At 67.6% G+C, this 13,000-nt stretch carries 12 protein-coding genes; 3 read left to right on the forward strand and 9 right to left on the reverse strand.

What is annotated here, in order from left to right:
- Positions 1-6: 6 nt before the first annotated feature.
- Positions 7-1,113, reverse strand: a complete 1,107-nt coding sequence (locus E9536_RS03005; RefSeq protein WP_060194862.1) for an ABC transporter ATP-binding protein — start codon at positions 1,111-1,113, stop codon at positions 7-9.
- A 108-nt stretch (positions 1,114-1,221) separates the two neighbouring features.
- On the opposite strand from E9536_RS03005, the gene E9536_RS03010 reads away from it, so the two are divergent.
- The gene (locus tag E9536_RS03010; protein WP_027791106.1) at positions 1,222-2,745 is read left to right on the forward strand and encodes a PLP-dependent aminotransferase family protein; all 1,524 of its coding nucleotides are present in this window, start codon (positions 1,222-1,224) and stop codon (positions 2,743-2,745) included.
- Positions 2,746-2,781: 36 nt separating this feature from the next.
- On the opposite strand, the gene E9536_RS03015 is transcribed toward E9536_RS03010, so the two are convergent.
- The 5 genes from E9536_RS03015 to E9536_RS03040 all read right to left on the reverse strand — a co-directional run bounded on the left by E9536_RS03015 (position 2,782) and on the right by E9536_RS03040 (position 8,423).
- Positions 2,782-3,816, reverse strand: a complete 1,035-nt coding sequence (locus E9536_RS03015) for a lipase secretion chaperone (RefSeq protein ID WP_136469251.1) — start codon at positions 3,814-3,816, stop codon at positions 2,782-2,784.
- Between the two features lie 3 nt (positions 3,817-3,819).
- On the reverse strand, positions 3,820-4,914 hold the full coding sequence (locus E9536_RS03020) for a triacylglycerol lipase (protein ID WP_136469252.1): 1,095 nt from the start codon (positions 4,912-4,914) through the stop codon (positions 3,820-3,822).
- A gap of 228 nt (positions 4,915-5,142) precedes the next feature.
- Positions 5,143-7,275, reverse strand: a complete 2,133-nt coding sequence (locus tag E9536_RS03025; RefSeq protein WP_136469253.1) for a TonB-dependent copper receptor — start codon at positions 7,273-7,275, stop codon at positions 5,143-5,145.
- 83 nt (positions 7,276-7,358) lie between these two features.
- Complete coding sequence (locus E9536_RS03035) at positions 7,359-7,727, reverse strand: DUF2946 domain-containing protein (RefSeq protein WP_136469254.1); 369 nt, start codon at positions 7,725-7,727, stop codon at positions 7,359-7,361.
- A 159-nt stretch (positions 7,728-7,886) separates the two neighbouring features.
- Positions 7,887-8,423: a cytochrome b gene (locus E9536_RS03040; RefSeq protein ID WP_136469255.1), complete on the reverse strand. Its 537-nt coding sequence runs from the start codon at positions 8,421-8,423 to the stop codon at positions 7,887-7,889.
- A gap of 230 nt (positions 8,424-8,653) precedes the next feature.
- Between E9536_RS03040 and E9536_RS03045 the strand changes: the two genes are divergently transcribed.
- Positions 8,654-9,292, forward strand: coding sequence for a Pr6Pr family membrane protein (locus E9536_RS03045; protein ID WP_027791100.1), 639 nt, complete (start codon positions 8,654-8,656; stop codon positions 9,290-9,292).
- 57 nt (positions 9,293-9,349) lie between these two features.
- Here the strand turns inward: E9536_RS03045 and E9536_RS03050 are convergent, their stop codons facing one another.
- Positions 9,350-10,084, reverse strand: coding sequence for a peptidoglycan DD-metalloendopeptidase family protein (locus E9536_RS03050; RefSeq protein ID WP_060083422.1), 735 nt, complete (start codon positions 10,082-10,084; stop codon positions 9,350-9,352).
- Positions 10,085-10,496: 412 nt separating this feature from the next.
- On the opposite strand from E9536_RS03050, the gene E9536_RS03055 reads away from it, so the two are divergent.
- Complete coding sequence (locus E9536_RS03055) at positions 10,497-10,817, forward strand: hypothetical protein (protein WP_021160881.1); 321 nt, start codon at positions 10,497-10,499, stop codon at positions 10,815-10,817.
- 130 nt (positions 10,818-10,947) lie between these two features.
- On the opposite strand, the gene E9536_RS03060 is transcribed toward E9536_RS03055, so the two are convergent.
- Positions 10,948-11,292, reverse strand: coding sequence for a DUF4148 domain-containing protein (locus tag E9536_RS03060; protein ID WP_021160880.1), 345 nt, complete (start codon positions 11,290-11,292; stop codon positions 10,948-10,950).
- 201 nt (positions 11,293-11,493) lie between these two features.
- On the reverse strand, positions 11,494-12,906 hold the full coding sequence (gndA, locus tag E9536_RS03065; RefSeq protein ID WP_021160879.1) for an NADP-dependent phosphogluconate dehydrogenase: 1,413 nt from the start codon (positions 12,904-12,906) through the stop codon (positions 11,494-11,496).
- Positions 12,907-13,000 lie beyond the last annotated feature (94 nt).

Consider the following 13,000-nt stretch of genomic DNA (forward strand, 5'->3'; position numbering starts at 1 on the left):
CCCTGCTCAAGCGAACACGCGCAGGTGTTCGGGTGCGAACGCGAGCGCGACCGGCGCGCCGGGCGAGAACGCGTCGAGCGCGCCGGTGCCGAGCGGCACCTTCACGAAGCACTCGTCCTGGCCCGGCAGCGCGCAGCGCATGCGCACGTGATCGCCGAAATAGATGAGGCTGCGCGCCTCGCCGCTCAACCGGTTGGCGGCCGCGCCGTTCGCGTGCCCGTTCGCGCCGTGCGGGGCGAGGCTCATGCGTTCGGGGCGGATGCACGCGACGGCCGGCGCGCCCTCGGCCGCATCGCCGATGCGGCGGCCGACGAGCTGCGTGCCGTCGTCGAGCCGGAATTCGCAGAATTCGCCGTCGACGCGCGCGATGGTGCCGCGCAGCCGGTTGCTGTCGCCGATGAAGTTCGCGACGAATTCGTTGCACGGCGACTCGTACAGGCGGTCGACGGTGTCGAGCTGCTGCACGATGCCCTTGTCGAACACGGCGACGCGATCGGACATCGTCAGCGCCTCGCCCTGGTCGTGCGTCACGTACACGAAGGTCACGCCGAGCTTTTCGTGCAGCGCCTTCAGTTCGTACTGCATGTGCTCGCGCAGTTGCTTGTCGAGCGCGCCGAGCGGCTCGTCCATCAGCACCAGCTTCGGCTCGAACACGAGCGCGCGCGCCAGCGCGATGCGCTGCTGCTGGCCGCCCGACAGTTGCGCCGGGTAACGTTTCGCGAAGCGCTCCATCTGCACCATCTTCAGCGCATGCGCGACGCGTTCTACACGCTCGGCGGCCGGCAGCTTGCGCACGGTCAGCGGATACGCGACGTTCTGCTCGACCGTCAGGTGCGGAAACAGCGCGTAGTTCTGGAACACCATGCCGATGTTGCGCTTGTGCGGCGGCACGTTGTTCAGCAGTTCGCCGTCGAGGCGGATCTCGCCGCCGGTCGGGAATTCGAAGCCGGCCAGCATCATCAGGCAGGTCGTCTTGCCGGAGCCCGAGGGCCCGAGCAGCGTCAGGAATTCCCCGCGGTGGATATCGAGGTCGAGCGATTTGACGACCAGCGTTTCGCCGTCGTAGGTCTTCCGCACGCCGCGAAAGCTGACGATCACATCATCGGACTTCATCGTGGCTGTCCCCTTGCTTCGCGACAATTGATTTTGAGATGCGAGCCACTATACGGCGCCCACGGTTCTACAATAGGGAACCATTTCAATATTACTAGTAGGACCACTTTGGATACCGTGATCCTCGCCGACTGGCTCTCCGCCCGTCTCGACCGTAGCTCGCCCGAGCCGATGTACCGGCAGTTGCTGCAGCTGATGCAGCAGGCCATCCTGACCGGAGAATTGGGGCCAGGAACCAAGCTGCCGAGTTCCCGCACGCTCGCGGCCGACCTGTCGATCGCGCGCAATACCGTGCTGCACGTGTACGACCAGCTGACCGCCGAAGGCTACGTGCTGACGACCACCGGCAGCGGCACCTATGTGGCCGACACGCGGCCGGATGCCGCCGCGATCCACGTGCCGGGCGCCGCGCCGCCGCCGTCGAGCGCCGACGCAGCGCCGCAGCCGGACGCGCAGGGCGGCCTGTCGATGCGCGGCCGGCAACTGATCGAGCATGCGGGGGTATCGCGACGCCAATGGGGCGCGTTCATGCCGGGCGTGCCGGACGTGTCGGAGTTCCCGAGCCGGACGTGGAGCCGCCTGCAGGCGCGGCTGTGGAAGGAAGCGAACCCCGAGCTGCTGACCTATGCGCCGGGCGGCGGCTACCGGCCGTTGCGGCGCGCGCTCGCCGATTACCTGCGCGTCGCGCGCTCGGTCAAGTGCTCGCCCGACCAGGTGATCATCACGACGGGCATCCACCAGTCGATCGATCTCGCGGTGCGGCTGCTGTCCGACATCGGCGATCGCGCGTGGGTCGAGGAACCGTGCTACTGGGGTGTGCGAAGCGTATTGCAGGCGGCGGGCCTCACGCTGACGCCGGTGCCGGTCGACCAGGAAGGGCTCGACCCGCGTGCCAGCGACATGCAGCATCCGCCCCGGCTCGTGCTCGTCACGCCGTCGCACCAGTACCCGCTCGGGATGGTGATGAGCCTCGCACGGCGCCGGATGCTGCTCGAATACGCGCGGCAGCACCGCTGCTGGATCATCGAGGACGACTACGACAGCGAGTTCCGCTACGGCAGCCGCCCGCTCGCGTCGCTGCAGGGGCTCGACGACGGCGGCCGCGTGATCTACGTCGGCAGCCTCGGCAAGATGCTGTTCCCGGGGCTGCGGATGGGCTACATGGTCGTGCCCGAGCATCTCGTCGACACGTTCCGCACCGGGTTGTCGGAGCTGTACCGCGAGGGCCAGTTGATGCAGCAGGCCGTGCTCGCCGAATTCATCATGGACGGCCACCTGACTTCGCACGTCAGACGGATGCGCACGCTGTACGGCGAGCGCCGGCAGCTGATGATCGACGCGATCCGCGCGCGCTTCGGCGACGCGCTGCCCGTGATGGGCGACGAGGCCGGCCTGCATCTCGTGCTCGGCCTGCCCGACGCCTGCGATGACCGTGCGGTCACGCAGAGCGCGTTCGATGCGGGCGTGATCGTGCGCCCGCTCACCAGCTACTACAGCAACCTCGATACCGCGCGGCGCGGCCTGTTGCTCGGTTATGCGTGCGTCGCGCACGAAGGCATCCGGCCGGCATTCGACACGCTCGCGAATACCATCGAGCAACACCTGCCTCGCGATCTCACGCGCGCGGCATAACGGCCGTCATGCGCCGTGCCGCCAGCGCCGCGAGCGTTACCGCGCGCTGCCCGCCCCGCGATCGAGCGACGCCGCGCGCGCGGCTTCGCCGGGCTTCGTGAACACGCGCTGCCGCAGCGCGGCGATCTGCGCGTCGCGATCCTGCGGCGACAGGCCGGCCGACTCGATCTGTGCACGCTGCGTCGCGTAGTCCGCGTAGCGGCTCTGCCACGATGCGTCGTCCTGCTGCATCTGCGCGACGCGCGCGGCCGCTTCGGGGCCGAGCGTCTGCGTCAGTTGTGCGCGCATCGCATCGGGCGTCGCCCCGCTCTTCTGCAATTGCGCGATCTGGTCGATCGCCGCGCGCTGCCGGTCGACGCGCTGCTGCGCGGCGCGTTCGTCGGCCGGCATCTGCTGTTCGAGCGCCGCGAGCCGTTCGGCCTTCTGCGCATCCGTCAGCGCGGGGTCCTGCACGATCTTCAGCCGCGCGAGGTCGTAGCGCTGCCGCCATTGCTCCGCACCGAAGAACGGCTGGCTCCAGTCGCCGAGCGTGCGGTACGCGATCGACGCGCGCTGGTCGAGCGCGAGCTGCAATGCACCCAGGTCCGACTTGTCGGCCGCGCCGGCATCGCGCAATTGCGCGAGTGCGTCGAGATACGCGCGATACCGATGCCACACGTCGAGCGCCTCGGCCTGCGCAACGGTCCCGTCGAGCTGTGCGGCAATCTCGCGCACGACGAACGCATCGAGCCCGGCCGCACTCAGGTCGCTCTGCGCGGTCAGGCAGTAGTCGAAGAAATCCCGCACCGCGCGCGCCTTCGCGAGATGGCCGCCGGCATCGAGCGGCAAGCGGGGCGCGCTGGAGCCGGCGAGCGACGGCGGCAGGCCCGTGCTTGCCGGCACGGCGGCCTGCGGCGGTGCGGCAGCCGGTCCGCGTGCCGCCGACGCATCCGGCGGCTCGCCGGATGCGCCCGTCCCGCCATGCCGGCCCGCGCCGCTCCACATCGCCACGCCGGCAATCGCCGCCAGCCCCACGGCACCATAGACCACGGCGCGGCGCGCCAGCGGCGCGCGTCCTCCTCGTGCCGTCATCGATTACACGCCCGCCAGCTTCAGCCGGTTCGCATGCGTGCGGATCACCGCGACCGGATCTTCCGCATACGCGCCGCGCACGCCGAGCAGCTGGTTGATCTCGTCGAGGTGGTTCCACTTGTAGTTCGTGCTCAGCACCTTGCCGTACAGCGCACTGCACTTCGACACGAGCCCGTCGTTCTGCCCGGAGCCGCGGTTGATCATCACCGTGCCGGTGCCGAACAGCGCAAGCGTCGACAGGTCGAGCACGTTCGCCGGATCGACGAGCGGAAGGGTGCTCGTGTCCGTCGCGCCCGTGACGCCGAACACGGAGAGCGTCGACTGGATCGCCGTGCCGGCCCATGAATACAGCAGGTGCGTGTTGCCGCCGACGGTTTCGGTCGGCGCACCGGTCTGGCAACTGCCCGGCGCACCCAGGCCCGCGCTCGGATAGTTCTGGTTGTACGTGGCGGCCCGTGCGGTGGTCAGCGTCTGCAGTGCGGCAAGCGCGTCCTGGTTGGCGTTGTGGCTGCTGCTCGTCAGGATCCCGAACACATTGACGAACGCGGCGATCACCGATGACGAAAGCCCGGTCGGATCGTACGCGAGCACGTTCTGCACGAAGTCGGCGAATTCGGAGCCGCGATGAGGCGTGCCGATCGTCGTCACCGACGCAACGAGATCGGGCGCGACGGCAGCAACATAGCGCGACGAGAGGCCGCCCTGGCTGTGACCGACGAGATTCACCTTGGTCGCCCCCGTCGCCGCGAGCACCGTCTTCACGTAAGCGAGCAACTGTTCGCCGCGCCCGTTCGGGCCGTCGTCGCTCTGGAAACCCGACAGGTTCGCGACGTAGACGGTCGCACCGTTCTGTTGCAGGTCCTCCTGGATGCCGTACCAATACTCGAGCACGCCGGCGTACTTGTCGGTACCCGAGAGCCCGTGCACGAGGATGATCGGGTAACGCGTCGCCGCGTAGCCAGCGGCGGGCGCGGTGGCCGCCATTGCCGCGTGCGTCGTCGCGAGCGTCATCATCGCGGTCGTCCCCGCGAACGGCGCGATGCTCATCGCGCATGCCACTGCCCCTGCCACCACCCTGGAACGCATCGTCCTGGCCATGCATGTTCTCCTGATTATTGTGCTGCCGGTGCGAATGAAGCCGGATCGACACACACCCTGCATCGCGAACGTCGCGCGCACCGTGTGCGTCGAATGCGGGAGTGAATCACGACTCGCGAACGTTTGCGCCCTGACTAGACACGGTTCTCTAATCGGTTGACGCGCCCCGCCCGTTCAGGCGGGGCCGCGTTCATGCGTGCGCATGCTGCAACGCACACGCGCGACGCGTTACAGCTTCGCGCTCACGCGCACCCAGGCGGTCCGGCCCGGCTCCATCACCGGCGAGTTCGCCGGATAGCCGAAGCCCGCGTTGCCGGCGAGGTTCAGGTGCTCGGTATAGGCCTTGTTCAGCACGTTGTCGACGCCCACCGATACCTGCACGGTCTTGCTCACGTTGTACTGCGTATGCAGCGAGAGCACGCCGAATCCGGCGCTCGGGCCGAAGTCCTTGCCGACCACGTTGCCCTCGTTCAGTGCATAGCGATGCTGCGGCGCAACGATGCGCCACAGGCCCCCTGCCGACCACGCACCACGCGTGTATTCGAGCCCGATGCGTGCCTCGAGCGGCGGCATCTGCGGCAGCGGATCGCCGCTTGCCACGTTGCGCCCCCACGCATACGCGAGCGACGTCTCGACGCGCAGCGGCGCAACCGGCCGCCACGACACGCCCGCCTCGCCGCCCATGATCTGCGCATTGACGTTGGTCGCCTGCGTGGTCGGGCCCATCATGCCGGCCGAATAGTTGAACAGGATGAAGTCCTGCACGTAGCCCGCGTAGGCCGACACCCATGCATCGAGCCGGTCGCTCTTGTATTGCGCGCCGATGTCGAGCTGCGTGGTCTTCTCCGGCTGCACCGCCGAAAACGCGTTGACCGAACCGGCTGGCCCGCGCTTCGCGGAGAACAGCTCCCAGTAATCGGGATAACGCTCCGTATGGCCGATCCCCGCGTACCACGTGACGGGCAGCGACGCGAGATCGCGTTCGTAGCGGATGAAGCCGCTCGGCAGCACGCGCGTGCGATCGTCGTCGAAGGTCGGATTCGGCTTGCTCTTCATCATGCCGCTCGTCGTCGCGCGCTTGTCGCGTGCGCTCGCATAGTCGACGCGCGCACCGCCGATCACGCGCGACACTTCGCTCGCGTACCACGTCAGTTCGCCGAACACGCCCGCGTTCCACATCGTCGCCTGCGCATCCCACGGCTGGTCGCCGTAGTTCTGCCGCCCCATCGCCGAGCGCGAGTCGAGCCGGTTCGATTGCGCATCCACGCCCGTCACGAGCTTGAAGTCGCCGGCGAAACGGAACGTCGCGGCTGCGCGCGCGCCGACCGTGCGACGCCGCACTTCCGACGCCATCCGCATCGGCATGCTGCTGGTCGGGTCGGGTTGCCGCAACGTGTAGTTGTCCATCACGTGATCGGCTTCGTTGTAGTACACGCGCGCCTCGATCCGGTCGAGCACGTCGCCGATATGCTTCTTGTCGAACGACAGGCCGAACGTCTCGCGGCGGAAATGCGCGCCGTCCATTCCGCGCCCCGCGTAGCGCGCATAGCCGTCGCCGGTGCCGGCGGTCAGCTCGACGCGCGTGTGGTCGTCCGGCGTCCAGCCGAGCGCCGCATCGGCGTTCCATTTGTCCCACTGCGACGGCACGGTGTTGCCGTTGCCGTCCTTGTAGTCCTGCGAATGCGCGTGGTTCGCGGTCACGCGGCCATAGACGTCCGGCGTGCCGGCCGTCACGTCGATGTTCTGGTCGTTGCGGCCGAACGACCCGCCGACCAGGCTGCCCTCGAAGCGCATGCCGGGCTTGTCGAATCGCGGGGTCACGCGCTCGAACAGCACGGTGCCGGCCGATGCGCCGGGGCCGTACAGCACGGTCTGCGGCCCCTTCAGGACGGTGACCTTGTCATAGCTTTCGGGTGCGATATACGACGTCGGCGCATCCATCCGGCCCGGGCATGCGCCGAGCGTCGACATCCCGTTCGCCAGGATGTTCAGCCGCGAGCCGAACATCCCGCGCAGCACGAGGTCACCGTTGGTACCGCCGCTGCGGATCGACGTGAAGCCGGGGATCGTCTTCAGGTAATCCGCGCCGTCGCTGGCGGGCAGCGGCTGGCGCGGGGTCTTCGGATCCGTGACGACGACGAGCGGCGTCGTCAGCGGCGATGCGACGACTTCGATGGCCGGCAGCGGCGCGGCCGTATCGTCGGCCGGCGCGCCGGCCGCGCGCGCCGTTTCGGCTGCCGCGGCGCTCGCGGCCAGTGCGCCGGCTGCGAGCGCGGGAACGGTGAGTTTCAGCACGCGCGGCATGCGCCGCGCACAGGCATTGCGCGACGCCCGCGGCGCACGCAACTGGAAAATGGTCATGATCGAAAGCCCGAGTGACGCCCTCCGCACGGCCTCGACGGGCCGCACGGATATCGGCGGTGAAAAGAACGGAAAACAGCGCGTCAGGCGCGCTCGGGCGGTGCGCGCGGGTACGCGCGCGGATAGCGGTCGGCGCGCGCCGCGACGGCAGGCGGCGCGACGGCGGAGACGGAAACGACGGGAACGGAAGCGAGTGCCGCGGCGGCAGGCCCGCCGATCGCGGGACTGTGCGCGAAGAAACCGCAGTAGCCGCACGCATCGAGATGCAGCGCGTGATCGTGCATGCGGCCTGCATCGGGTGACCGATGCGCGCCATGCTCTGCACTGCAGACAATTGCGTCGGGCGTGGCCGCCTGCGCGACGCGCCACTGCGACACCAGCGGCGCCGCGATCGCGAACCAGATCGCGAGCACGCCAAACCAGGCGGTCAGGTGACGATGTCGGTGCAGCATGCGCGGCGCAGAGTAAGCGGAATGTAAAAACAGCCGAGATGTTACAGAATGTTTAACGCGCTGACCAGCGCAGATGGCGGTAAACGGACCGGGGGCGCATGGTTGTCAACACAACCATGCGCCCCCGCCTGCTGCATGCTTCCGGAACGAACGTGCCGTTCAGGGCGCCATGCGCCGCAGTACGTCGTCGCGCCGGATGAAATGATGGTAAAGCGCGGCCAGCGCGTGCAATCCGATCACGAAATAGAACGCGTTGCCAATCAGCTCGTGCGCTTCCTTGATCGTCGGCCGCAGCGCCTTGTCGGGGCCGAGCAGCGTGAACGACACGCCGAGCCAGTCGAGCGACACCGGCTTTCCGCCCAGGTTGATCGTCATGATCCCGAGCAGCGGCTGCGCGATGATGAACACGTAGAGCGCGAGATGCGCGAGCTTCGAGAGCCAGCGCAGCAGCGCCGTTTGCGGAACGGCCTCGGGCACGCGGCTGACGACTCGCCACAGCACGCGCAGCACCGACAGCACAAGCACGAGCGTGCCCGCGGTGAGGTGAGCGTTCATCCAGAACACCCGGCTGTCGCTGCCTTTCGGCCCGCGGATCTCGATGGCCAGGTAGGCCAGCGCCACCAGCGCGAACACGGCCCAGTGGAAGAAGATCGCGGGCGAGCTGTAGCGCGTCTGTTTCGCGAGGATGTTTCTCATGCTTCGTCTCGTGTTGTATGCGGGGATGGGCGCATGCCGCAATCGGTTCGGCAGCCCGGCAAGGCTGCCACGATTGTAGCCGCACGTGCGTCCGGTTTTGTGCGGCGAGGTCAAATATCGGATGAATCGTCAACGCACGCGCCGCGCGGGCCGTCATATGGAAAATCCGCATCGCGCCCGTAAACGGCTGTGGCACGATGAAGCTTTGGTGTCGACGTTGCGCGCGCATCATGAGCAAGGCGTTCTTCGTTGCGGCCTATCGGCTGACCGCCGCGTTGCTCGCGGTGTCGACGACGTTGCACAGCATCGCCGGCTACTGGGGCATGCCTGCATTCGAGCTCGGCAACTTTCTCAGCTACTTCACGCAACTGAGCAGCCTCTACGCGGCCGCGATGCTCGCCGCCGGGCTCTGGCGCATCGCCCGCCCCGGCTCGGCTCGATACGAATCGATGCGCGGCGCCGCGGTGCTGTACGTCCTGATCACCGCGATCGTCTACGAACTCCTGCTCGCGCGGCTCGATGCGCTGCGCCACGTCACGCCGGCGTTCAACAACTGGGTGCTGCACCGGATCGTGCCGCTCGTCGTGCTGTGCGACTGGCTGTACGTGGAGCCGCGCCTGCCGATCCCGCGGCGCAGCGCGTTCGCGTGGCTCGCATTTCCGGTCGTCTATCTCGGCTATACGCTCGTGCGCGGCGCGCTGGAGAACTGGTATCCCTACCCGTTCGTCGATCCGCGGCCGCATGGCTACCTGCCGGTCGCGATCCAGTGTTCGCTGATCGCGATCGGCGCGGCGGCGCTCGCACTGGGCATTCGCTGGCTCGGCAATCACGCGAGACAGTCGGGTGCAGTGACGCTCGGGAAAGGATGAAGGCGGGAAACGCCGGATCGTGTGCGCCGCCCGGCGCACACGGGGTGAGGCGGGCCGTCAGCCGCCGTTGCGCGGCAGGAAGTTCATCGGATCGACGACCTTGCCGTTCTGGCGCACTTCGAACTCGAACGTCGAACGACCGCTCGTGTCGGTGCCCATTTCGGCGACCGGCTGGCCCTGGCGCACCGCGTCGCCTTCGTTGACCAGCAGTTTGCCGTTGTGTCCATAGGCCGTGATGAGCCCGTTCTCATGCTTCAGGATCACGAGCGGGCCGTAGGCCTTGACGCCGGACCCCGCATAAACCACGCGTCCGGCCGCCGCGGCCCGCACCGAATGGTCGGGGCCGGACGCCGCGATCACGATGCCGCGCGTCCTGCCGGCCGCGAACGGCGTCGCCACGACACCGGTGGCCGGCCAGGCGAGCGAGCCCGGCTGCGCGGCCGCCGAGGGCGGCTGCCCGAGCGACGTCGCCGCAGGCGGCGGCGCGACGCGCAGCACCTGCCCGGGATACACGGCATCGGTCGGCGCCATGTGGTTCCAGCTGGCCACGTCCTGCACGCGCTGCCCGTACGCGTTCGCGACACCCGCGAGCGTATCGCCCGGATTCACGCGGTAATAGCCGGCGATCACGCCCGGCGTCGCGGCCGACGTGGGTGCCGACTGGCGCGCCGGCTGCCAGCTGTCGGTCCACGGCGTCATCGTGCAACCCGTCAGCGCGATGGCCGCGGCAACGAGTGCCGCCTGCGGCAGCCAGCGCGTCGGCGCATCGTGGATGGGAATAGTTTCTCTCAAGGGTCCTCCCGGATTTGCGTCGTTGCGCCGCCCACCGCCCCCCGGCGCGCGACGCACGATGTCCGGCCGGACGGCCGGACCAATCAGTATCCGACCGCTCTCGCGGCCGTCAGTTTCCACAGCGGAACATCGGCGCGATGGGCTCACCGGCCCCTTTTTCGCGCCGTTCCGATCGGCAAAGATACCATTTGTGGCGGTCAAGGCCGCGACCGATGCCTGATCCGGCAACAATCTTGCGGTGCCGCAGCAGCGTGCCGGCCGCCTGCGAGCCCCGCCGGGCGGGCCTGCCGCGGATCTTCCGCAGGCCTCGCCACCCGCGCCTGCCGTATCGATCCCGTCACATTCTCCCCTTCGATCGCCACCTATACTCGGTGATGCACTGCGCGACCCAACGACAACGAGGAGCATGACAATGAACAACGCGACGTTTCTTTCCGTGCAGCTCAACGCCGACGATTTCTCCGGTTCCAGCGGCCTGGTCGAATTGCTCAACCGGCACCTGCTGTTCGCAACCGACGTCGCCGAGGCGGCCGATGCGCTCGTCCAGCTGGCGAGCGTCGCGCACATGACCGGCGCCACGCGCCACAGCGTCGAGTTGCCGGTCCTCGCGATCGAGCGGCTGCGCGACGCGCTCGACACGCTGAGCGGCTACGACGAAACGTGGCTGCAGGTGCTGGAACCGGCCGAAGCGCTGTTCCGGGATATCGGGCGCGGCAGGCGCCCGCTGCACTGAACCGACGGTCGGCGCGATACGCGCGCCACCAATGAAAACAGCCCGTCGTTCCGCTATCCGGAACGACGGGCTGTTCGTACTTCAGGGGACGGATCAGGCCGCCAACGCGGCTGCACCGACCGAACCACCATTAACGACCCTTGTAGATCGGCGCGTCGTCAGCGATGCGCTTGACTTGCCAGCCGGTCTTGGCCTTGGCCGGTGCGCCGGATTCTTGCGCGGCAGCCGGTTGTGCGCCATAGCCGGTCGTGTCGGCAGCGGCGACGTTCTGTTGCGGGTTCAGGCGGGCTTCAGCGGCCTGAATGCTTTCCGGGTAGTTCGTACGGTCGCTGCCCAGCTTGTAGCCGGCCTGCTGGACGGCGACCAGATCGGCCTTCACCTGTGCACGGGTGACGGGCGCATTCTGTTGGGCGAACGAGACGGCGGGAACGGCGAGAACGGCAGCTGCGGCGAACGTTGCGATCAGCGATTTCATGATTACCTCCGGGATTTTTTTGCTCCGCCGCACACACCATGTCTGCAGCGATGGAACAGAGTTTAGTCCCGGGAACACCTAGGGAAAACCATGAAAGAACGAAAACACTGTTTCCCGGGAGCCAACAATGTCGGCATCCGGGATAGAAAAACCCTATTCAAAGAATAGATTTTCGCAACAATGCCGCCCCCTGCCAGCCGGTCAGGACCAGTTCGCGTGGAAGCTGCCCGGCTTGTCGGTACGCTCGAACGTGTGCGCGCCGAAGAAGTCTCGCTGCGCCTGCACGAGGTTCGCCGGCAGCCGCTCGGAACGATAGCTGTCGAAGTACGCGACGGCCGACGCGAACGCCGGTACCGGCACGCCTGCCTTCACCGCGGCCACCACGACGTCGCGCAGCGACGCCTGGTAATTCGCGGCGATGTCCTTGAAGTACGGATCGAGCAGCAGGTTCGCGAGCGCCGGATCCTTCGCGTACGCGTCCGTGATCTTCTGCAGGAAGCGCGCGCGGATGATGCAGCCAGCGCGGAAGATCTTCGCGATCGTCCCGAGATCGAGGTTCCAGCCGTACTCTTCGGAGGCCGTGCGCAGTTGCGCGAAGCCCTGCGCGTACGAGATCACCTTGCTCAGGTACAGCGCGCGGCGCACCGCTTCGACGAACGCGGCGCGATCGCCGTCGAACGGCGCGGCGGCCGGGCCCGACAGGATCTTGCTGGCCGCGACACGCTCGGTCTTCAGCGACGACAGCACGCGCGCGAACACCGACTCTGTGATGAGCGGCAGCGGCACGCCGAGATCCAGCGCGTTCTGGCTCGTCCACTTGCCGGTGCCCTTCTGCGCGGCGCGATCGAGGATCACGTCGACGAGGTGCTTGCCGGTCTCTTCGTCCTTCTTGCCGAAGATCTTCGACGTGATCTCGATCAGGTAGCTGTCGAGTTCACCCTGGTTCCATTCGGTGTACACCGCGCCGAGTTCGTCGTTGGTCAGGCCCGCGACGTCCTTCAGCACCGAGTAGCTTTCGGCGATCAGCTGCATGTCGCCGTATTCGATGCCGTTGTGGACCATCTTCACGTAATGGCCCGCACCGTCCGGGCCCATGTAGGCGACGCACGGCTCGCCGTCCGACGGCGCCTTCGCGGCGATCTGCTTGAGGATCGGCTCGACGAGGTCGTACGCGTCACGCTGGCCGCCAGGCATGATCGACGGGCCGCGCAGCGCGCCCTCTTCGCCACCCGACACGCCGGTGCCGATGAAGTGCAGGCCCGATTGCGCGAGCTCCTGATTGCGGCGGATCGTGTCGGTGAAATGCGTGTTGCCGCCGTCGATCAGCACATCGCCCTTCTCGAGCAGCGGCTTGAGCGATGCGATCGTCGCATCGGTCGCTTCGCCGGCCTTCACCATCATCAGGATCCGGCGCGGCGTTTCGAGCGACGCGACGAATTCCTCGAGCGTATAGGTCGGCACCAGGTTGCGGCCGGGGAATTCGGCGATCAGTTCGTCGGTTTTCTCGCGGCTGCGGTTGTACACAGACACCGCGTAACCGCGGCTCTCGATATTGAGTGCGAGATTGCGGCCCATCACCGCGAGCCCGATCACACCGATTGCTTGTTTGCCCATTAGTCAATTCTCCGGAAAAAACGGGGCGCGACCCGAACCGGGTCGCGCGCACAGGCGAAAGGATAGTGGAAACCCGGCGGCGATGCGCGCTTGC

Origin of the sequence: Burkholderia sp. LS-044 (assembly GCF_004803625.1) — a bacterium.
GTDB classification, from domain to species: domain Bacteria; phylum Pseudomonadota; class Gammaproteobacteria; order Burkholderiales; family Burkholderiaceae; genus Burkholderia; species Burkholderia cepacia.

What these genes read in the sequence shown, in the direction of transcription:
- E9536_RS03005 (WP_060194862.1), bottom strand. Translation starts at nt 1,113, where the DNA reads ATGAAGTCCGATGATGTGATCGTCAGCTTTCGCGGCGTGCGGAAGACC.
- E9536_RS03020 (WP_136469252.1), bottom strand. Translation starts at nt 4,914, where the DNA reads ATGGCCAGGACGATGCGTTCCAGGGTGGTGGCAGGGGCAGTGGCATGC.
- E9536_RS03015 (WP_136469251.1), bottom strand. Translation starts at nt 3,816, where the DNA reads ATGACGGCACGAGGAGGACGCGCGCCGCTGGCGCGCCGCGCCGTGGTC.
- E9536_RS03040 (WP_136469255.1), bottom strand. Translation starts at nt 8,423, where the DNA reads ATGAGAAACATCCTCGCGAAACAGACGCGCTACAGCTCGCCCGCGATC.
- E9536_RS03045 (WP_027791100.1), top strand. Translation starts at nt 8,654, where the DNA reads ATGAGCAAGGCGTTCTTCGTTGCGGCCTATCGGCTGACCGCCGCGTTG.
- E9536_RS03025 (WP_136469253.1), bottom strand. Translation starts at nt 7,275, where the DNA reads ATGACCATTTTCCAGTTGCGTGCGCCGCGGGCGTCGCGCAATGCCTGT.
- E9536_RS03035 (WP_136469254.1), bottom strand. Translation starts at nt 7,727, where the DNA reads ATGCTGCACCGACATCGTCACCTGACCGCCTGGTTTGGCGTGCTCGCG.
- E9536_RS03055 (WP_021160881.1), top strand. Translation starts at nt 10,497, where the DNA reads ATGAACAACGCGACGTTTCTTTCCGTGCAGCTCAACGCCGACGATTTC.
- E9536_RS03060 (WP_021160880.1), bottom strand. Translation starts at nt 11,292, where the DNA reads ATGAAATCGCTGATCGCAACGTTCGCCGCAGCTGCCGTTCTCGCCGTT.
- gndA (WP_021160879.1), bottom strand. Translation starts at nt 12,906, where the DNA reads ATGGGCAAACAAGCAATCGGTGTGATCGGGCTCGCGGTGATGGGCCGC.